Annotated in this window: 17 protein-coding genes; 7 read left to right on the top strand and 10 right to left on the bottom strand. The window is 71.3% G+C overall.

Annotated features, from left to right (window positions below):
* Positions 1-132 precede the first annotated feature (132 nt).
* Positions 133-651 carry an N-acetyltransferase family protein gene (locus AB0G04_RS12025; RefSeq protein WP_360980744.1) on the bottom strand — a complete coding sequence of 173 codons (519 nt, stop codon included), beginning with the start codon at positions 649-651 and terminating at the stop codon, positions 133-135.
* Positions 652-854: 203 nt separating this feature from the next.
* Between AB0G04_RS12025 and AB0G04_RS12020 the strand changes: the two genes are divergently transcribed.
* Complete coding sequence (locus tag AB0G04_RS12020; RefSeq protein ID WP_360980741.1) at positions 855-1,445, top strand: DUF4262 domain-containing protein; 591 nt, start codon at positions 855-857, stop codon at positions 1,443-1,445.
* 369 nt (positions 1,446-1,814) lie between these two features.
* Here AB0G04_RS12020 and AB0G04_RS12015 read toward each other — a convergent pair whose 3' ends face one another.
* From AB0G04_RS12015 to AB0G04_RS11995, 5 genes are all read right to left on the bottom strand, one after another.
* The gene (locus AB0G04_RS12015) at positions 1,815-2,570 is read right to left on the bottom strand and encodes a hypothetical protein (protein WP_360980738.1); all 756 of its coding nucleotides are present in this window, start codon (positions 2,568-2,570) and stop codon (positions 1,815-1,817) included.
* 307 nt (positions 2,571-2,877) lie between these two features.
* Positions 2,878-3,204 carry a hypothetical protein gene (locus tag AB0G04_RS12010; RefSeq protein ID WP_360980735.1) on the bottom strand — a complete coding sequence of 109 codons (327 nt, stop codon included), beginning with the start codon at positions 3,202-3,204 and terminating at the stop codon, positions 2,878-2,880.
* 369 nt (positions 3,205-3,573) lie between these two features.
* A complete protein-coding gene (locus AB0G04_RS12005) occupies positions 3,574-3,780 on the bottom strand; it encodes a hypothetical protein (protein ID WP_360980732.1) in 207 nt (68 codons plus the stop codon).
* 40 nt (positions 3,781-3,820) lie between these two features.
* A complete protein-coding gene (locus AB0G04_RS12000) occupies positions 3,821-6,571 on the bottom strand; it encodes a poly(A) polymerase (RefSeq protein WP_360980729.1) in 2,751 nt (916 codons plus the stop codon).
* A gap of 54 nt (positions 6,572-6,625) precedes the next feature.
* Positions 6,626-6,958 (bottom strand): STAS domain-containing protein, encoded by a 333-nt coding sequence (locus AB0G04_RS11995; RefSeq protein WP_360980726.1) that lies wholly within the window; start codon positions 6,956-6,958, stop codon positions 6,626-6,628.
* A 156-nt stretch (positions 6,959-7,114) separates the two neighbouring features.
* On the opposite strand from AB0G04_RS11995, the gene AB0G04_RS11990 reads away from it, so the two are divergent.
* Together AB0G04_RS11990 and AB0G04_RS11985 are read left to right on the top strand one after the other, a co-directional pair.
* Entirely contained in the window at positions 7,115-7,399 is a 285-nt protein-coding gene (locus tag AB0G04_RS11990) for a metalloregulator ArsR/SmtB family transcription factor (protein WP_360980723.1), read from the top strand.
* 20 nt (positions 7,400-7,419) lie between these two features.
* Positions 7,420-8,421, top strand: coding sequence for an LLM class flavin-dependent oxidoreductase (locus AB0G04_RS11985; protein ID WP_360980720.1), 1,002 nt, complete (start codon positions 7,420-7,422; stop codon positions 8,419-8,421).
* Positions 8,422-8,547: 126 nt separating this feature from the next.
* Here AB0G04_RS11985 and AB0G04_RS11980 read toward each other — a convergent pair whose 3' ends face one another.
* On the bottom strand, positions 8,548-9,357 hold the full coding sequence (locus tag AB0G04_RS11980; RefSeq protein ID WP_360980717.1) for a CPBP family intramembrane glutamic endopeptidase: 810 nt from the start codon (positions 9,355-9,357) through the stop codon (positions 8,548-8,550).
* A 166-nt stretch (positions 9,358-9,523) separates the two neighbouring features.
* Here AB0G04_RS11980 and AB0G04_RS11975 point away from each other — a divergent pair, with 166 nt between their 5' ends.
* The 3 genes from AB0G04_RS11975 to AB0G04_RS11965 all read left to right on the top strand — a co-directional run bounded on the left by AB0G04_RS11975 (position 9,524) and on the right by AB0G04_RS11965 (position 12,181).
* Positions 9,524-10,087, top strand: a complete 564-nt coding sequence (locus AB0G04_RS11975; RefSeq protein ID WP_360980714.1) for a methyltransferase domain-containing protein — start codon at positions 9,524-9,526, stop codon at positions 10,085-10,087.
* Between the two features lie 113 nt (positions 10,088-10,200).
* Positions 10,201-10,353: a hypothetical protein gene (locus AB0G04_RS11970; protein WP_360980711.1), complete on the top strand. Its 153-nt coding sequence runs from the start codon at positions 10,201-10,203 to the stop codon at positions 10,351-10,353.
* A 19-nt stretch (positions 10,354-10,372) separates the two neighbouring features.
* Positions 10,373-12,181, top strand: coding sequence for a BTAD domain-containing putative transcriptional regulator (locus tag AB0G04_RS11965; RefSeq protein ID WP_360980708.1), 1,809 nt, complete (start codon positions 10,373-10,375; stop codon positions 12,179-12,181).
* A 10-nt stretch (positions 12,182-12,191) separates the two neighbouring features.
* On the opposite strand, the gene AB0G04_RS11960 is transcribed toward AB0G04_RS11965, so the two are convergent.
* Together AB0G04_RS11960 and AB0G04_RS11955 are read right to left on the bottom strand one after the other, a co-directional pair.
* Complete coding sequence (locus AB0G04_RS11960; RefSeq protein ID WP_360980705.1) at positions 12,192-15,398, bottom strand: TIR domain-containing protein; 3,207 nt, start codon at positions 15,396-15,398, stop codon at positions 12,192-12,194.
* A gap of 112 nt (positions 15,399-15,510) precedes the next feature.
* On the bottom strand, positions 15,511-16,962 hold the full coding sequence (locus tag AB0G04_RS11955) for a PLP-dependent aminotransferase family protein (RefSeq protein WP_360980702.1): 1,452 nt from the start codon (positions 16,960-16,962) through the stop codon (positions 15,511-15,513).
* A 96-nt stretch (positions 16,963-17,058) separates the two neighbouring features.
* On the opposite strand from AB0G04_RS11955, the gene AB0G04_RS11950 reads away from it, so the two are divergent.
* Positions 17,059-17,370, top strand: a complete 312-nt coding sequence (locus AB0G04_RS11950) for a putative quinol monooxygenase (RefSeq protein WP_360980699.1) — start codon at positions 17,059-17,061, stop codon at positions 17,368-17,370.
* Here the strand turns inward: AB0G04_RS11950 and AB0G04_RS11945 are convergent.
* Complete coding sequence (locus AB0G04_RS11945) at positions 17,358-18,821, bottom strand: benzaldehyde dehydrogenase (protein ID WP_360980696.1); 1,464 nt, start codon at positions 18,819-18,821, stop codon at positions 17,358-17,360. The two genes, AB0G04_RS11950 and AB0G04_RS11945, sit on opposite strands and share 13 nt — an antisense overlap.
* Positions 18,822-18,900 lie beyond the last annotated feature (79 nt).

Genomic DNA, 18,900 nt, shown 5'->3' with positions numbered 1-18,900 from the left:
CCATGATCGACACTTCGGAGAAGTCACTTCCCGGACCCGCCGAACCCCAGCCTAGAACACCGCTCCTCACCGCTTCTTGACACAGAGGGGTGCCATGAGAGTGAACCGGGCAAGAGCCGGGCAGGACGAAAGCTATGTGCATTCTTCCTGTAAGCGCACCGGGCGCTCAAACCAGGTGGAACTGATGCGCCTACCGCGCTTGATCGCGTAGTCGGTGAAGGAGCCCACAACGGTGAACTGCCGTGAGAGATGAAGTGCCACGGACGCGTCATTGGGCAGCGCCACAGCAGCCACGACATGGTCAGCCTCGGTGTCGACCAGCTCGGCCAACAGCGTGTCATAGAGCCGCCCGCCGACCCCTTTGCCGATCGCGTCGGGAGCGAGGTAGACGCTGGTTTCCACAGTGTGCCGGAACGCAGGATGCGCCCTGTACGGGCTGCTGGTGGCATACCCGACTACCCGTTCATCTCCGGCAGCCACGATAAGCCGATACGGGCCGACCGGCGCAAACGTCGCCCACCAGGCCTGGCGGCCGTCGAGGCTGGCCTCCACTTCATCGAAAGTGGCATAGCCGGTTCGGACGTGATGATTGTAGATCCCCAGCAAAGCCGGCAGATCGTCCTCTTTCCCGGCGCGCACATCGATGATCACTAGAGCATTCTGCACGACCGTCGTGCCTCGCCGCGGACGGCTACGCCCGACCGTTCAGCCCTTCGGCGCAACAGCAAGGTGCAAGAGTGCTGCGCTAGCGGCCGAATCCGCCAGCGCTCCGTAACGCCCTCGAATCGCCAGTTCAGGATGCCGGTCTGCCAGACGAGATGTAGCCGCATTGCGGCTTGCGCGGGTCTGCGCACGTGGATGACGACACCCGAGCTGAACAGCCAGGTGTGGAGGCTCAACGCCGGGGTACCGAACCGAGGTACGAAAGCACCTATGTCAACGCTGGTGCTGAAGTGGCAGCAACCGGGGAAGGTGAACCTGTGACGGCCGGACACCAGGAGAGCGGGCTCGGCCAGATCGGCGAGGCTGTCGAGCGTTCCGGTGTACATCTGCAGTTCGTGCCGCAACCGATTCCCTTGGAAACGTGCTGGTATACGGTCGGCCTGACTGGCCACGGGCATCCTGAGCTGATTGTGTTCGGCTTGCCGCCTGACATCTCCCGGCCCGCGCTGCACACCGTTGCCGGGGAGATCATCGGGGGCCGACGGGCATTCGCTCCCGGCCAATATGCCGACGATGTCATCGAGGGCCACGAGATTCAGTTCGTCAAGGTGATCGAGCCGGAGCGTCACCTGCCCGTTGCCGCGCAGTTCTACGCCGCCACAGGTGCCACGGTGGATGCCTTGCAGATCGTATGGCCGGACCGGTACCACCGCTGGCCCTGGCAGCCCGGCACGCGCGTGGGCGATATGCCGGTACTCGGACGACCCGTCTCACCCGGGTGACAGGTCGGCTACCCGGGAGCTCGCAGCCGGCGTTCGCAGGGCGATTCCCGTACGCCTGGGGAAATGCACCCCGACCGGCGGAGAATTCGAGGGCCAGCCATCCGCTCGTCAGTCGTGCGAACCCTGGCTTGTTCAGGTCGGTGTCCCCAGATTCCGCGTGCGTGCAGCCGGCACGCGCGAACGGCCGGCATGTCAGGGCGTCACCGGGTTCGGCGTCGTGGTTCTACCCATCTCTGCGGTAGCAGTGGTGCGACCGGTTGGAAGCGAGCGGCAGCCGGCGGCAGGTCCACGATGGCGGGGATGCTCCGATAGCGCATGCCCGGGGCATTGGAGAGGCTCGGCTGCCTTTCTGCGGCGCAGCGCCTCGCTTCACGCCTGCCAGGCGGCGGGGTTCTTGTAGTGGTTCGCGACGCCGTTGCGCAGAACCGCGCGCAGCCGGGGCAGGTGTTCGGTGTCGGCGGGCAGGTGCAGGCTGTCCAGCAGGACCAGAGCGTCGTCCGGATCCAGACTGCCGTAGACGCCGTGATAGCTGCCGAGCAGGCCACGGAAGACCGCCGGACGAAGTGCGGCGACAGCAGCGGCGGCCTGATAGACGTCGCGCTTGTCATCCCAGCGGACCGAACCCGAGTCCTCCAGAACGTGGCGGGCCCGTAGGAGCAGCGGACCGATGGCCAGTTCCTGCAGCCGGCGAGCCGCTGCAAGATGGCGCACGTCATCACCGAGCAACGCGTCGAAGGCGGCCCTGGCGGTGTGCCCCACGAACCAGTACGTCCGCAGGTGCAGCCGCAGGTGCGCGATCGGCTCCGGAACCGCCATCCGGTCGCGCAAGCCGGCCCAGAAGGCGTTGGTGACCGCCGGGTCGGCGTTGTCGCAGACGTAGGCGTTCAAATGAGTAAGCACATCAAAGGCGCGGGTCAAGTCGAGCAGACCGAGCGACGTGTGTACGCGTCGGACGGCATCGAGGCTCTCGTCGGTGGTGATCTCGAACGCGGTGTGGAAGGCCACGTCCTCGGCCGACATGTCTTCCGGGGGCGTGCCGTCCCACTTCCACCGGTCGGCTCCGATCGGCGTGATGCCATCGTCAGCCAGGTATCGCAAGGCCAGGTCGGCATCCGTCGTACTCACCCGCGGGAGTGTGCCCGGCGCTGGTTCGGATGTCCACGCGACACCCAGCCGAGGTGTGGACGGCGACTCCCGGCGGCCAGTTGGAGCAGCGCCTGCCGACCTGAACCTGAGACGCCCGCGCATCGGCACAAAGATTCCATTCCAACCGGGAGCGAGATGCATTCCACCGGGAGCGAGATGCGGCCGGGGCTGAGTACGAGAAGGCTGGGGGACGGGCCGGACGGCCATGTCGGCCGTCGCGCTCGGAATGCGGCTGGACGGTCAAACTATGTCGATCATGGTGGCTCGACTTCGGGGCGGGCGGCGATCAACCCGGCAACACCTGTCCCGAATCCGGGCGACCTGGTTCCGGCCCGCTGAGTCTCTCGTGGATGTGCTCGAGCGCGTCGAACAGATCGCCCCACAGGTTCTCCGCGGCCTTGCGCGTCTCGGGTGTCAAGTTGCGGCGCACAATCCACTTGGCATCAGCCAAGCCCAGACCTGTGCTGTCGGAAATGGCCTTGATCGCCGAGATCGGCGAATCGGTGCGCCGAAGCAATTCCCTGGCTATGTCGTCAGCGCCCGCGGCGAGCATCGCCCGCGCCGCCTCCGTCAAGAACCGGATCCGCGCAACTCGCTCTGCGGCGTCGTTCACCCCAGGAGGGTAGCGAGGTCGTCGAGTGTCGCCACCAGGAGCAGGATCACGCGGCGTGCCCGATCTGCGGCCGGACGAACACACGTGCCCAGCGGCAGATGAGCATGTCGGTGGTCGGCAACGTGATGCCTACGATCCGCGCATGAAGCTTGCGGAGTTCGAGGCGCCGGCGGAATCCCTGCTACGGCGGTCGACTGAGAAGCAAGCCGGTCGACGGCCATTCCGGCACCGGGCGGGTGATCGCGAGCACTTCGCCTGGGTCAGTAAGCGGTGGTCATGCGGCTTCGCCGGGCGAGTGAGTGAACCGCTGGGCAGGGGTGTCCCAGCCGCGGGCCAGGTTGTGGCGACGACGGCCGGGACCGGAGCGGTTCACGTCCCCATGAGCACAGCCGCCGCAACGATGACGGCTCCTAGGATCAGGCACAGGATGATCGCCGTGGCGGTCAGGCGATGATGGCGGGCGCGATCGGCGGCGACCGACTCCTGCAGTGCCAGCCAGGTGGTGCCACCCAGCAGCGTCAGCGCGCCGACGGTGAGAACGAACATGCCGGTGAGGTGCCCGCCCAGCGCGACCATCGGGCGGCACCCGGCTGAACGCTGCACCAACAGATGCCGGTCAATGAAGTGTCGGCACGGCCGCGCCGTCGACCCGGCCGACCCGGACACCGGGCAGTGCGGTGAGCCAGCCGGAAAGGATCGAGGCCAGAGCCGCGGCATCGGGTGGGCGGCGGCCCAGTCCGATGGCGTACTCCCGGACCGCCGGCCCGGTGGTGAACGGGCGCGGCCACGCGTGCGCGTCGGTGACCCCGGCCTCCTCGAGGGCAGCCAGCAGGGCCCGCACCCGGCCCCGGAACCGGCCGATCGTCTCCTCGAACGACTCGCCGGCCACCGGCTCCACGGTCACCACCGCCCACGCACGGTGCCGCCGGTGCGGGGCGGTCGCCGGCTGCCCCTCCCACGACTGGTAGAGCTCCTGCGTGACCAGGTCGCGGAAACCGGCGCCGACCTGCCCGGTACAGATCCGGACAGGCGAGGACGGGGTCAAAACCATCATCGGGTACGCCTCCGTCAGCCCCGTGACAGCGCCGGCGAGGGCCACCGGCCGCGCCCAGTCCCACGCCGCCCACGTACCGAAGAAGTGCCGCAGCAGCTCGGCCGGCGGCAGGTCGCCGGCGTCCAGGGCGGTCCGGGCGGCCAGCACCACCGAGGCCAGGCCGGGCAGCCCGCCGAACGGTGCCGAGTCCAGCCCGCGCGCTCTCGCCCACGCTTTCACCGAGCGGGCCAGAACGGTGAAACCGGGAACCGTCGCCGTCGCCGCCAGCACGGCCTCCGCGTCCGACACGGCACTCAACGCCACGGCCGACGCCTCGTCGAGTTCCGCCCGCCGGGCCACCGCCTCGGCCACCGGCAGACCGCCCGAGCCGACGACGACCACATCGACGGAGAGGCCGCCGTCGTGCAGGCGCAGGCCCGGCACCCGGGCACCGGTCACCGGTCGCACCGACCAGCGTGCTCCGGCTGCCTCGGCGACCCGCCGCCGCAGGGCACCCATGTCGGGCCGGCCGGGAAGCACGGCCACCAGGTCCAGGTCGGCGCCGGGCAGATCACAACCGAGCCGCCGCGAACCGGCCAGATGTACGACGCCGTCGGACAGGGCCGACCGCAGTTCGCCGAGCACCCCGCCGGGATCCCGCCGGACCGGTGCGGGCGCCTCCGGGCCGGGCAGCCACCGCAGCTCACCGGTGCCCAGCATCAGTTCCGCCCGCGGATGCATCGGTTCGTCGCCGCGCCGCGACAGCAGCACCAGCCGGTCCACCCGTGCCGTCGCCGGCGCCAGCCGCGCGGTGGCCGTCTCCGGCCCGGTGGCCCGGCCCAGCGTCAGGTGCGGTGTGTAGCCCTCGGCGCGGCCACGGCACTGCGGGAACCGGCGCTGCAAAGCCCGGTGCAGTCCCGCCCACGGTGCCGGGTTCCGGGCGGCCGGGTCGAGCCAGATCGTCGCGTCGTCGCGGTGCGCGAACCTTCGTACGCCGTCAAGGGTTGCCTCGAAGGGGGAGACCTCGGCGGCCGCCGCCGCCAGATGAGGTGCGGCCTCGTCGAAGTCGGCTTCCGGAAGGAAGCCGAAAAGCACGTTGACGTGCGGCGGCCACCGGTCGACCTGCGGATCCAGGACCCGGCGCACCTCCTGGACCGGCGGCCACAGCCGCTGCGGCGGCAACCAGGCCACCGCGGTCCGGGCCGTCGGGCGGGCATCGACCGTCTCGGCCGGGGCCGCACCGACAGCCACGTCGACGACCACCGCGAAATGATCCGAGGCGAAAAGGCCGTCCTGCGGTACGTCACCGGTGAGTGCCGCGTCCACGGCGGTCAGCTCGCCGCCGCGCAGCAGCACCCGGTCCAGCCGCGACGCCCGGCCGGTCAGCGAACCGACCGCGGCGAGCGGGTTGCGTACCGGATCGAAGGTTGCCCTCCGATCGCCGGCGCCGTGCACCTCGATCCACGCGTCGCGCAGGCCCAGCCGGTGAGCGGGTGTGTCACCGCCGTCGTTGACGTCACCCACCACGAGGACCGGCACGTCCAGCGCGCCCAGGCCGGTGGCGAGGTCCGCCAGTTCGGTGTCGCGCCGGCCCGGACCGTCCGCGGCGTGATCACTGGTCAGGTGGACGGCGGCCACCACCAGCGGTCCGGGCACGGTGATCGCGGTGACCTGCTTGTACGGGCCCAGCACGTGCCGGCCCGCCTCCAGGACCGGGACCCGGCTCAGCAGCAGCACGCCGCTGTCGTCGACGTCCTTGCCGCCCGGATCGGTGCACAGCGTGTAGTGCTCGCGCACCCAGTCGGTCGCGAGGAGCCGTTCCAGCAGGTCACGCTCGACCTCCTGCAGCGCGATCACGTCGGCGCCGGCGCGTTCCAGTTCCGCGACCAGCAGCGGCCGGCGTCGTGCCGTGTCGATCCGATCGGCGTCGTAGCGGTCCCACAGCGTGTTCCACGTGAGCACCCGCAGCGTGCCGACCGGTTTCGCCGCGCCGGTGACGGCCGGGACCCAGCCGTCCACCTCGTGCCAGGCGTGCGGGGTGCGGGCGGTGAAGAACGGGGCATCCAGCAGGCGCGGCACCCGGACCCGGCCGGCCGGCGACGAGTCGATACGGTCCACCCCGGTCGTACGGTCCCACACCCGTTCACCGTCGGCCTCGAAGAACAGCACCCGATGCCAGGGGATGTCACCGCCAGGCACGAACGCGGCCAGCGGCACCCGCTTGGGCTCGGCGTCGTCCTCCCCGCCGCGGACGTTGACACCGATCACGAAGCGGGCCGGGTCGAGCCGGGGATCCCAGCGCACCCGGTGATAGATCTCCTCGCTGGTGCGCATCGTTCACACGGTAACGATCAGTCGTGCGGCCCGCACCCCCTTGACCGGGCGGCCTCAACTCAGCGGGGGCAGGCCGAACACCTCGGACAGTCCGGTCACCTGAATCGCCTTCAGTACCGGCGGTGACGGGTTGACAAGCGTCACGACGACACCGGCCCCCGCCGCGGCGTTGCGGACACTGACCAGGGCGCCGAGCGCGTACGAGTCGATCAGCGTCACGTTGGAGACATCGATCTGCAGGAACTGGTACGTGGACGCCTGCGCGGCCGCCGCGAGATTGTCACGAACCTGGTCGGCGTCGTCGAGGTCCAGTTCCCCCGCTAGTGCGGCACGCAGGGTGACGCCGTCGGTGCTGGTCTCGTACATGATCAAAGCGTTGCCGGACATGCCTCGACCGTATCGGTGATCGGCAAGATCCGCCCGCCGGGGCCTCCTGCCCGGGCCGGCTGGAGGCACGTGAGCCGCGTCATGACCGGTGGCCGTATCCCCGGTGAGAGGCGTAATTTCGTTATTGAGCGAAATGCCGAAGGATGGTGCGCCGAGATGCTGGAGGAGTGCAAGGCACTGTCGAACGAGACACGCCTGGCGATCCTGGAGTGGCTGAAGGACCCGGCCACGTACTTCCCCGAGACCCTGGGTGAGGACGCCGGCGTCTGCGCGGGACTGATCCAGCGCCGGGCCGGATGCTCCGCCTCCACGGTCTCCGCGCACCTGGCGATCCTCCAGCGGGCCGGATTCCTGCGGGCGACCCGGCGCGGACAGTGGATCTACTACCGCCGCGACGAGGACCGTATCCGCGCCTTCACCGAACGCCTGCACCACCTGTGACACCGGAAGGCGAGACGCCCATGCCCACCGCACTCTCCCTGCTCGACCTGGCACCCATCTCCGCCGGCCAGACCGCACGCGACAGTTTCGAAGCCAGCGTGGCCCTCGCCCAGGCCGCCGAACGATCCGGCTACCAGCGGGTCTGGTACGCCGAACACCACAACATGCCGGTGATCGCGTCGTCGGCGACAAGCGTGGTGATCGGGTATGTGGCCGCGCACACCGAGTCGATCCGGCTCGGCGCCGGCGGCATCATGCTGCCGAACCACTCACCGCTGGTGATCGCCGAGCAGTTCGGCACCCTGGAGACACTCTTTCCGGGGCGCATCGACCTCGGGCTCGGCCGTGCCCCGGGCAGCGACCAGGTCACCATGCGGGCGCTGCGCCGCGACCACCTCTCCGCCGACACCTTCCCGCAGGACGTCGTCGAACTGCAGGGCTACCTGGCCGGCAAGTCCGTGATCCCGGGCGTGCAGGCGGTACCCCGCGCCGGGCAGCCGGTCCCGCTCTACATCCTCGGATCGTCGCTGTTCGGGGCACAGCTCGCCGCGCGGTCCGGGCTGCCGTACGCGTTCGCGTCACACTTCGCCCCCGACGCCCTGCACCAGGCCGTACGCGTCTACCGGGAGACGTTCACCCCGTCGGAGCAGCTCGCCGAGCCGTACGTGATCGCCGGGGTCAACGTCGTCGCGGCCGAAAGCCATGACGAGGCGGTCGCGCAGATGACGTCGGCGTACCGGGCGCGGACCCGGGCGTTCATCTCCCGTGGCGGGGTCGGGCGCAACTACACCGACGCCGAGATCGACGCGTTCCTGGCCTCATCGGGCGGACAGAACCTCGCCTCGATGACCCGCTACACGGCGGTCGGCACCCCCGAGGAGGTACGCGACTACCTGGAGGGCTTCGCCGCCGAGTCCCACGCCGACGAGCTGATCACGGCGCACCACGCCCAGTCGGTGCAGGACCGGGTGCGCTCGGTCGAACTAACCGGCGCGGCGATGGCGGCCGTCGCCTCACGGTAGGTGGTCGGCACGGCGGAACAGGCGCCGCCGTCGCTGGCCGGCGCCTTCTGAACGAAGCCGAACGCGACCGGGTGCCTGTCGGCCCGGTCGCGTTCGCGCAGGATCCCGATGTTCGCCGGCGCCCTTCTACACGAGGTTGAGCATCAGGGCCAGGGTGCCGAGGGAAGCCATCAGCAGGGCCGTACCGGCATGCATGCCGATCGAGATGCGGATGTCACGCTTGCGCCAGACCAGCCAGACCGCCGGGAACAGGAAGACCAGCTTCGACACCACGGTCCACGGCGCCCAGAAGTGGTAGACCGAGAACAGGACGGTGTTGAGCACCGGCGCACCCAGGCGCAGGTGGGCGATGCGCGGCAGCAGGAAGCCCCGGAAATAGAGCTCCTCGATCAGCGGCAGGGCGAATCCGGTCAGCGGCAGGCAGATCAGCATCGTGGTGACCAGCAGCGAGTGGGCGTACCCGTCGAGGTAGGTGGTGGCGCTTCCGCCCGCGCCCTCGAAGGGCACCCAGGTGAAGAAGTTCTCGTAGACGAAGTTGTCCAACGGTGTCAGCGCCAGCGACACCACCGTCATCCACACGATGAGGCCGGCGACGATCGCGGTGATCTTCCCCCGCGAGTACGCCTTCTCCCGGTAGCCCACCACACCGCGCAGCGAGAGCCGGCCGTTGCGCCCGCGGCCGAGCCACAACATGCCGAACAGGAGCGGGACGAGAACCACCACCAGGGCGATCGCCCAGGCCAGGAAGATCGGGTAGCCGATCGCCTTGGTGAGCGGCTCGGCCAGCAGCAGGTAGGCGGCGACGATCAGGACACCGGGCACGAGGTGCAGTGCGATCGACAGCGGCACCGAGTGCCGGTCGGCGAGAAGCTTCTCGGCGATGCGGTTGGGGCGGGCGGCCTTCGAGGTGATGGGGCGAGTCAGCGCGTCGGTCATGTCGTAGAGCATCAGCGGACCGGCAGACACGGCCCTGACACGGCACTGACACCGCACGGGTCCGGCATGTGATGCGGGTGACGTGGCCGGGGCCGGGCTCACACGCTGAGTCACACGGTCGCGCGGTCTGCTTCTCCTGCGCCGCACTGGGCGGTGCCGGAGAAAGGTGAGATCGAGTGACGACTACCGAGATCGACTTCGAGCGATCAAGAAGAACCAGCGGGCCGCATGGGAGACCGGCGACTACACCCGGGTGGGCAACACGCTGCAGATCATGGCGGAGCGGCTGGTCGAGGCCGCCGACGTACGTGCCGGGCAGAAGGTTCTCGATGTCGCGTGTGGGCAGGGGAACGTCGCGCTGGCCGCGGCCCTTCGGTTCGCTGAGGCCACCGGCGTCGACTACGCCGTCAACCTGCTGGAGCGCGGGCGTGCCCGGGCCGCCGCCGAGCGCCTCGACGTCACGTTCATCGAGGGGGACGCGGAGGATCTGCCGGTTCCGGACGCCTCGTTCCATGCCACGCTCAGCACGGTCGGTGTGATGTTCGCGCCGAACCAGCAGCGGGCGGCCGGCGAGCTCGTCCGGGTGACCGTTCCGGGCGGGACGATCGGTCACGCCAGCTGGACGCCGACCGGCATGATCGGCAACCTGTTCAAGACCGTGAGCGGCTGGAACAGGCCGCCCGCGCGGGGCTCGTCCCGCCGACGCTGTGGGGCACGCCGGAGCGGCTGAACGAGCTGTTCGGCGACCGGGTCGAGTGGATCTCGCTGACCAAGCAGGAGTACGTGTTCCGGTACCGCTCGCCGGAGCACCTGTCGGAGTGGTTCCGTACCTACTATGGCCCGATGACGCGGTTCGCGGGCACGCTGTCGGGTGCGGATGCCGAGAAGTTCGCCGCCGACATCGCCGACGTGGCGCGTCGCTTCAACACGGCCACCGATGGCACTGTGGTGGCTCCGGGGGAGTACCTGCAGGCGGTCGGTGTCCGGCGCGGCTGAGTCAGCGGGAGGCGACGTCATGATCACCGTGCGGCTGCTCGGCCGGCCCGCCGTCGAAGGCGACGGCCGGCCGGTCCGGCTGCCGCGTGGCCGCAAGACGTGGGCGCTGCTCGGCTACCTGCTGCTGGCGGAGCGGCCGCCCAGCCGTAAGCACCTCGCCGAACTGCTCTTCGCCGACGCCGGCGATCCGCTGGGGGCGCTGCGCTGGGCCCTGGCCGAGCTGCGCCGCGCACTTGACGGCGCGGTCACGGTCACCGGTGATCCGGTGTCCGTCACGACCGGGCCGGAGGTGGTCGTCGACGTACTGGCCCTCAGCGGGGCCGCCGCCGCGGGCGACCCGCTCGCTGACGGGGAGCTGCTCGAGGGCGTCGACCTGGCGTCCTGCCTGGAGTACGAGTCGTGGCTGCTGGTCGCCCGCCACCGGATGTCCGCTACGGTGGAGGCACGGCTGCGGGAGACCGCCGCCGGCCTGCTCGCCCAGGGACGTGCCGATGCGGCGGTCGGCTACGCGCAGCGGGCGGTGAGCCGCAACCCGCTGGAGGAGACCAACCATGAGCTTCTGGTACGCAGCCTCGCGGTGTCCGGGGACGCGACGGCGGCTCAGCGCCAGATCGCGGTCTGCCGGGATCTGCTGCGCCGCGAACTGGGGATAGAGGCGTCACCGAGTCTGAGCGAGGCGGCCGACGTCGGTACCGGCTCGTCGATGGTGAGCCCGGTGGGCGGCCGCGCCGCGGCGATCAACCAGCTGGAGGCGGGGCAGGCCGCGATCGCCGCCGGCGCGGTGGACGCGGGCGTGCAGTGTCTGCGCCGGGCGGTGGTCGAGGCGGAGAGCTGCCACGACGACGCCCTGCGCGGCCGGGCCCTGCTGGCGCTCGGCGCGGCGCTGGTGCACGCGGTGCGCGGCCGTGACGAGGAGGGCGGGGTGGTGCTGCACGAGGCGATCGCGCACGCCAGCCGGGCCGGTGACCGGGCGACCGCGGCATCCGCTCACCGCGAACTGGGTTTCGTCGAGGTGCAGGCGGGGCGGCGGGAGACGGCCGACGGCTGGCTCGCCAAGGCGCAGGCGCTGGCCGGGGACGACAAGGAACTCGCCGCGGTGCTCGGCGTGCGGGGGATGAACGCTTCCGACCGCGGTGACTATCCGACGGCGCTGGCCTGCCTGCGGGAGTCGGCGGAGCGGGCCGAACGGGCCGCGGCCCGCCGTCAGCATGCCTGGACACTGGCCATCCTGGCCCGGGCGCACGTGCTGCGCGGTGAGCACAGTCAGGCCCGGCACGAGCTGGAACGATCCACCGAACTGATCCGGGCGGACCGGTGGCTGGCGTTGCTGCCGTGGAACCAGGCGTTCAGCGGTGAGCTCCGCCTGCTCGACGGCGACCTCGGCGGGGCCGGTGACGAGCTGGAACAGTCATGGGGGATGGCCTGCCAGATCGGCGATCCCTGCTGGGAGGCGGTCGCCGCGCGCGGCCTCGGGCGGCTCAGCGCCACCCGCGGCCGGCGGGCGGAGTCGGCGCACTGGTTCGGTGAGGCGGCGGCACGCAGTGTCCGGGTCTCCGACCGCTACCAGTGGGTCCGCGGCTACGTCCTCGACGCGGCCGCCGCGACCGCGATCCAGCTGGGCGACCCCGGCCGGGCGCGGCCGCTGGTCGGCACGCTCGCCGAGCTGGCCGCCCGGTGCGACATGCGGGAACTGACCGTCCGCGCGCAGCTGCACCGGTTCCGTCTCGGCGACCGCGGGGCGCTCGCCGGGGCCCGGCTGCTCGGGGCCGGTATCGACAACCCCGCGCTGGCCCGGATGCTCACCGCGGCGGTGTCCACGCCGGCGTAGGACCGGTTCGTCAGCAGGTCGGCTGGAAGGGCAGTTCGGGAATGTAGCCCGCCCACTCCTGACGGGTCAGTCCGCGGCCGGTGATGGTGCACGCGTGTCTGCCGGGAGCGGCGCTCAGGGCTTTCGGGACCGAATAGTCCCACAGGGTGACATGCCGGTAGCCGGCCGCCGCGAGGGTGCGGCCGTCCGGGCTGAACGCCAGGTCGCGAGTGCGCAGCTGGGGATGCGCCAGGGTGCTGAACAGGACCGGTGTCGTGCGATCGGTGACCTCCCACAGCCGGGCCTCGCTGATCCCGCCGGTGGCCAGGGTGCGGCCGTCGGGGCTGAACCCGATCCAGGTCACCATGTCGTCGGAGCCCGGCAGGGTGGCGAGCCGATGCGGCTGGGCGATGTCGGCGATGTCCCAGAGGATCGACTCGCCGGTCCAGCCGGCCCCGGTCGCCAGGGTCCTGCCGTCCGGGCTGAACGCCGCCGCCCATGCGGAGGTGCCCATGGCCAGCTCCGCGTGACGGGCCGGGGCGGACCGGTCGGAGACGTCCCACAGCGTCACGTTGTATCCCGAGGCCACGGCCAGCACCCGTCCGTCGGGGCTGAACTCGACCCGGGACATGTACTTGCGATCGACGAGTTCGCCGACACGGGCCGGCCGGGCGCGATCGGCCATGTCGTACAGCATGGTCTTGCCGTAGAGGCGTCCCACCGCGAGAGTGCGGCCGTCGGGGCTGAACCTCAGCGCGCCCACCTTGTCGGCGTCGTCCGTGATCGTGGCGAGCACTGCCGGCGCGGACGGGCGGGTCATGTCGAGCACCGTCACCTTCTCGTCCATGCCACCGACGGCGAGGGTGCGCCCGTCCTTGCTGAGTTCCATCAGCTGGATCCGCCCGCTGTTCAGCGCTGCGGCCGGCCCTTGGACGGGATGGGCGGGGTCGGTCAGGTCCCAGGCCACGGCGGAGCCCGGGTCGGGGGCGTCGGCGCCGATCAGGGTGCGGCCGTCGGGGCGGAAGGCCACCCCGACCAGGTCAGCGGGGGAGGGCCGGCTCATCACCGCGACCACTTCCCGCGCGAAGGCGCCCCGGACGTTCCACAGTGTCGCGGTGCGGCGCTCACCCGCCGTGATCATCATCTTGCCGTCCCGGCTGAGGGCCATCGACCGGATGGGGCCGTCGCGACCGCTCAGGTCGCCGAGCTGGCTGGACAGTGTCGCCTGGCCGGAGATCCCGCCGATCGCGAGGCTGTACAGGCGCGTCGTTCCGCTGGAGTCGCTGAGGCCCAGCACGGTCCCGTCGGCGCTGAACGCCATCCGGGTGAGCGTGGCGTCGCCGGTGGCCGCCTCCGTGGAGAAACCGCGTTTCGGCTGCGCGGGGATCCGCAGATCCCAGGGGACCACGAGGCCGTCCTCCTCGACCGCGATCACCTGGAGCTTCGGGTGGAACACGAGCGCCCCGCCGGCCTTGGCGGGCGGGATGGCGGAGACCTGGGCGGGCTGAGCCGGATCGGTCAGGTCCCACACGATGGCCGTCGTGCCGCCGCTGACCGCGGTCCGCCCGTCCGGGCCGAACGCCACCTGACGGACCCCGGCCATGGTGGTCAGCGCCACCGGAGCCCGGCCGCGGGTCACGTCCCACAGCGTGGTGTTGTCGTCGAGGCCGGTGGTGGCCACGGTGCGCCCGTCCGGGCTGAACGACACCCGGACGATCCCGGCCGGGTCGGTGAGTTCGACGATCCGGGCCGGGCGGGCCGGGTCGCGCACGTCCCACAGCACCGCCGGGGACTTCCCGTCGGCCACGGCAAGGGTGTGCCCGTCCCGGTCGGTGGCCAGCGTCTTGACAGCCGATCCGGCGGTCGGCACGCGGGTGACCCGGCGGGGCTGCGCCGGGCGGGAGACGTCCCACACCGACACCGCGCCACCGGCGTCGGCGGTGGCCAGCATGCCGTTCGCGAACGTGACGACGTCCGCTACGTCGGTGAGGGAACCGGCGTAGTGGGTGGACATGACGAGGTGGCTGATCTGGTCGCGGGTTCGCGCGTCGTCGTACAGCCGCTGGGCGGCGACGGCGAGCATGAGAGCCTTCCGCGGATCGTCGTCGATCATCGCGCGGGCCCGTTCGACAAGTCGCCGGTTGACCGCGATCCGCCGCTGGTGGGCTGCCTCCTCGCGCTGGCGGCGGGCCTCCTCGCGCTGCCGGTCCGCCTCGTCGCGCTGGCGGCCGGCCTCCGCGGCGGCTTCCCGGGCCAGGCGTTCCTGCTCGCGTGCCAGGGTCTCCTGCCGCCGAGCCCGGGCCTCGGACCGGTCGGCGAGCTCCTCCTGCTGTTGTGCCTGCTGTTCGTGCCGGCGGGCGATCTCCTCCTGTTCGGCGGCGTCGGCTGCCGCGTCGTCGGCGAGTTCCCGCTGCTCGCCGGCGAGCTGCTCCTGGCGGCGGGTCTCGGCTGCGGCGGCCAGCGCCCGTTCCTCGTGCTGCCGGGCGTTCTCCTGCTGCCGCAGTGACTCCTCGGTGGCGCGTTCGGCGCTGCCGCGCTGCTCGGACGCGATCTGCTGCTGTCTGCGGGCCTCGACGGCCGAGGCGTTGGCCAGTCCCGCGTTGCGGACCGCCATCATGCCGGTCATCGAGGCCACCAGCGTGAGGACCACCAGCGTGGCGGTGGCCGCCGACCACAGCCGGCGGGCGCGCCGATGCTGGCGTACGTCCTCGCTCTCCAGCTCGTCCTTGCTGACCCCGTGCATCGGTGCCGCCAGCTGCGCGATCGAGTCACGGAACCGGGCGTGCCGCAGGCTCAGGTGCAGGTCGTTGCGGGCCCACCGCAGGTCAAGATACAGCGGCTCCTCGGCGAACACGCCGCGCAGCGCGTCCGGTACCGCCGTGGAACCGGCGGTGAAGTCACCGGACGCGTCGTCCCAGTCCCATTCACCGTCGGTGAGCACCGGCAGGATCCGCCGCGGCGACTTGGTGGCCACCCAGTGTTCGATCTCCTTGTTCACCCAGGGTGAATTTGCCGCCTCCGGCGAGGCCAGCAGTACGAAGTACTGCGAGCCGTCCATCGCGGTCTGGATCGACGACCACAGCCCGGGCGTCACCGCCAGCCCGGTCTGGTCCCGGAAGATCCACAACGCGCGGCGCCGGTGCCACGGCCGTGCGAGCCGATGGAGGCCACGCTGAACGGCGGGCGCGAGCCGTCCGTCGGCGGCATGGCTGTACGAGATGAACCCATCGAAAGGCATGGCCCGGTTCCCTGCAGTCGGCACTCATCGGCGGCGACCGATTCTCCATGCCGGCGCGCCGCGGGAGAAGAGCAGGATCGTCACCTGATCGGCCTCGATCGCCGTCGCACCGCTAAACGAGCCGATCATCGATACGTTCGGCCTGCTGAGTGCCGTTGCGGGACTGGAGGGCCATGGCTATCCGGCCGGCGACCCAGCCGGCCCGGGACGGTGGCAGGCGGCCGAAGCCGAGGACGAGCGCCGGCGGCCGCGGCCGGATCGTGTAGCGCGACAGCGGGATGGCGGTGACGCCCAGGCCGGCGAGCCGGCTCACCACGGCGTGTTCGTCGGACCGCGATGGCAGCGGCAGGGTCAGGTGCAGGCCGGCGGCTATGCCCGGTGCGGCGTCCGGCCGTACCGCAAGGTGGTGTTCGTGCAAGGCGTGGAGCAGTGTGTCTCTGCGCTGGCGGTACGTCTTGCGCATCTGGCGCAGGTGGCGGTCGTAGGCGCCGCTCTCGACGAAGTGGGCGAAGGCCAACTGTTCCGGGATGCCGGGGCCGGCGCCGGACGTCTCCACGGCGGCCAGCAGCGCGCCGCGCAGCGCCGGTGGCGGCACCAGCCAGCCGAGCCGGAGCCCGGGGTGCAGCGTCTTGCTGACGGATCCCAGGTAGACCACGTGGTCACGGCTGAGGCCGGCCAGCGCTCCGACGGGGCGGCCGTCGTAACGGAACTCGGCGTCGTAGTCGTCCTCGACGATGGTGGCCGCGTTACGCGACGCCCAGGCCAGCAGGGCGCGGCGGCGTTCCGGGGACAGCAGGGCGCCGGTGGGGAACTGGTGGGCGGGGGCGCAGATCACGGCGGTGACACCGGCACGGCTGATCGCCCGGACGTCGATGCCGTGCTCGTCGACGGTGACCGGTTCGGTGCGCAGTCCGGCGGCGGCCGCCACCTCGCGGAGGCGGAACCAGCCGGGATCCTCGACCGCGACGCCGGGCGCGGCCGGGGCCAGGACCTGGGCCACGGCGGCCATGCCGTGGGAGGTGCCGCAGGTGATGATCACGTCGTCGCCGTCGACCGGGAGGCCCCGGGCTCGGCGCAGGTAGGCGGCGACGGTCTGCTGGAGCCGCGGTGCTCCGGCCGCAGGCGGGAAGACCGGCGGTGACCAGGCCGGATCGGTCAGGACATGGTGCAGGGAACGCAGCCAGGCCGCGGCGGGGAAACCGTTGACATCAGGCGCGCCGGGCCGCAGGTCGACATGGGACGCCGGCGGTTCGGGGTCAGCGGACGCGGCGGGCGGCGATGCGGTACGGACGGCGGGGTACGCGGCGACCCGGGTGCCGGACCCCTGCCGGGTCTCGAGGCGTCCCTCGGCGGTGAGCTGGACGTACGCCTCGTTGACCACCCATCGGGAACAGCCGAGTTCGGTGGCCAGGGCACGGCTGGACGGCAGCAGGTGCCCGGGACCGAGGCGGCCCTGTGCGATGGCGGCCCGGATCGCGCCGGTGAGCCGGGCGTGCATCGGCCGTCCGTCGCCGGGCAGCTCGATGAGCAGGGCAGTGGCCTGATTGGTCCGGTCAGAAGGCACGCGAGTGGACTGTACGCCAATACCAGTTGTGCCTAGCGTCGGTGTCCGACAGCCCGGCGTGCATGACCGGGCACCGAACGGGGAAGATCCACATCGATGCCAGAGAACCTGACCGTCATCGCCCACCTCCGCGCCAAACCGGGACGGGAAATGGCGCTGCGGGACGCCCTGACCGCGCTCATCGAGCCGACCCTGCGAGAGCCGGGCTGTATCGCCTACGACCTGCACGTCGCGGTGGACGATGCGGCATCGTTCCACTTCTACGAGGTGTGGCGCGGCCCCGAGGAGCACGCCGCCAACCTGGAGCGCCCACACCTGCGCGGCTTCCTGGCGCAGGCGGACGACCTGCTGGACGGCGACATCCGCGTCCACCTGCTGCGCCTGCTCGCGCCGGCTCAGAAGGGGTAGGTCGCCGGCTCGCCGCGCATGGTGATCCAGCGGGTCTCGGTGAAGGCCTCGATGTTCGCCGCCGGTCCGCCGAAGCGGGAGCCCGTGCCGGAGGCCCGTAGCCCGCCGAACGGGGCGTTCGCCTCGTCGTTGACGGTCTGGTCGTTGATGTGCACGATCCCGGTCGGGATCTGCTCGGCGACGGCCAGGCCCCGCATCACGTCGCGGGTGACGATGCCCAGGGAGAGGCCGTACTCGCCGGCGGCGGCCAGTTCGACGGCGTCCTCCACGGACGACACCCGGGTGACCGGCGCGACCGGCCCGAAGATCTCCTCGGCGAAGGCGGGTGCGGCGATCGGTACGTCGGCCAGCACCGTCGGCCGGTAGAAGAGATCCTGATAGGTGCCGCCGGCCGCGACCGTGGCGCCCTGGCCGGCGCTGGCGGTGACCAGCCCGTGGATCTTGTCGCGTTGCCCGGCGTCGATGATCGGGCCGAGCGCGACCTGCTCGGTGGCGGGATTGCCGACCGGCAGCTTGCCGGCCTTGGCGGCGAGGCGTTCCACGAACTCGTCGTAGAGGCGGTCGGCGACCAGGTGCCGTCCGGTGGTCATGCAGATCTGGCCCTGGTTGAAGAACGAACCCCAGGCGGCCAGGTTGACCGCCGCGCCGACGTCGGCGTCGTCGAGGACCAGCAGCGCGGAGTTGCCGCCGAGTTCCAGGTGTGCCCGCTTGAGGTGCCGTCCGGCGAGTTCGCCGATGCGCCGTCCGACGGGGGTGGACCCGGTGAACGAGATGACCCGGATGTGCGGATCGGTGACCAGCGCCTCGCCGACGTCCGGTCCGCCGGGCAGCATCTGCAGCACGCCCGGGGGCAGCCCGGCCTCCTCGAAGACGCGTGCCATCAGGGTGCCACCGGTGACCGCGGTCCGCGGGTCCGGTTTGAGGATCACGGCGTTACCGAGGGCCAGGGCGGGAGCCACCGACCGGATGCCGAGGATGATCGGCACGTTGAACGGCGAGATGACGGCGACCACCCCGGCCGGTATGCGCCGTGCCATCGACAGCCGGGGCTGCTCGGACGGCAGCAGTTCGCCGTACGGCCGGCTGGGCAGCGAGGCCGCCTCGAAGCATTCCTCCGCGGCGACGTGCAGCGCGAACCCGGCCATCCCGGGAACCGCGCCGACCTCGCGCACGTTCCAGTCGCTGATCTCCGTGGCGTGCCGCTGCCACAGGTCGCCGGCCTTGCGCAGCACCGCGGCCCGCGCGGTGTGGGGCAGTGCCGCCCACCGCTTCTGCGCCTCGGCGGCGTGGGCGCCCGCCTCGGCGACGTCCTCAGCGGTCGCCAGGCCCATCCGGCCGAGCTCCGCGCCGGTGGCCGGTTCGACGACCGGGTAGTCGCCGCCGCGGCCGGCGGTCCATGCACCGTCCTTGAAGATCTTCCCTTGCCAGTCGACGCCGTCGAGCAGTCCCACAGCGTGCCTCCTCACTCGTGTCCTCGATCAGCGCTTCGCCCGCGAACTGGATCGAGGCCGGTAGATGATCAGATGATTC

Source organism: Actinoplanes sp. NPDC023801 (assembly GCF_040639655.1).
In the GTDB taxonomy this organism is placed as follows: Bacteria; Actinomycetota; Actinomycetes; order Mycobacteriales; family Micromonosporaceae; genus Actinoplanes.
The sequence above is the reverse complement of the archived record's forward strand: the minus strand, read 5'-3'. Positions and strand labels throughout refer to the sequence as shown.

Excerpts from the sequence above, each read along its gene's own strand:
- AB0G04_RS11965 (WP_360980708.1), top strand. The coding sequence starts at position 10,373 with ATGATCACCGTGCGGCTGCTCGGCCGGCCCGCCGTCGAAGGCGACGGC.
- AB0G04_RS11950 (WP_360980699.1), top strand. The coding sequence starts at position 17,059 with ATGCCAGAGAACCTGACCGTCATCGCCCACCTCCGCGCCAAACCGGGA.
- AB0G04_RS11995 (WP_360980726.1), bottom strand. The coding sequence starts at position 6,958 with ATGTCCGGCAACGCTTTGATCATGTACGAGACCAGCACCGACGGCGTC.
- AB0G04_RS11960 (WP_360980705.1), bottom strand. The coding sequence starts at position 15,398 with ATGCCTTTCGATGGGTTCATCTCGTACAGCCATGCCGCCGACGGACGG.
- AB0G04_RS11990 (WP_360980723.1), top strand. The coding sequence starts at position 7,115 with ATGCTGGAGGAGTGCAAGGCACTGTCGAACGAGACACGCCTGGCGATC.
- AB0G04_RS12005 (WP_360980732.1), bottom strand. The coding sequence starts at position 3,780 with ATGGTCGCGCTGGGCGGGCACCTCACCGGCATGTTCGTTCTCACCGTC.
- AB0G04_RS11980 (WP_360980717.1), bottom strand. The coding sequence starts at position 9,357 with ATGACCGACGCGCTGACTCGCCCCATCACCTCGAAGGCCGCCCGCCCC.
- AB0G04_RS12000 (WP_360980729.1), bottom strand. The coding sequence starts at position 6,571 with ATGCGCACCAGCGAGGAGATCTATCACCGGGTGCGCTGGGATCCCCGG.
- AB0G04_RS11970 (WP_360980711.1), top strand. The coding sequence starts at position 10,201 with ATGACGCGGTTCGCGGGCACGCTGTCGGGTGCGGATGCCGAGAAGTTC.
- AB0G04_RS11985 (WP_360980720.1), top strand. The coding sequence starts at position 7,420 with ATGCCCACCGCACTCTCCCTGCTCGACCTGGCACCCATCTCCGCCGGC.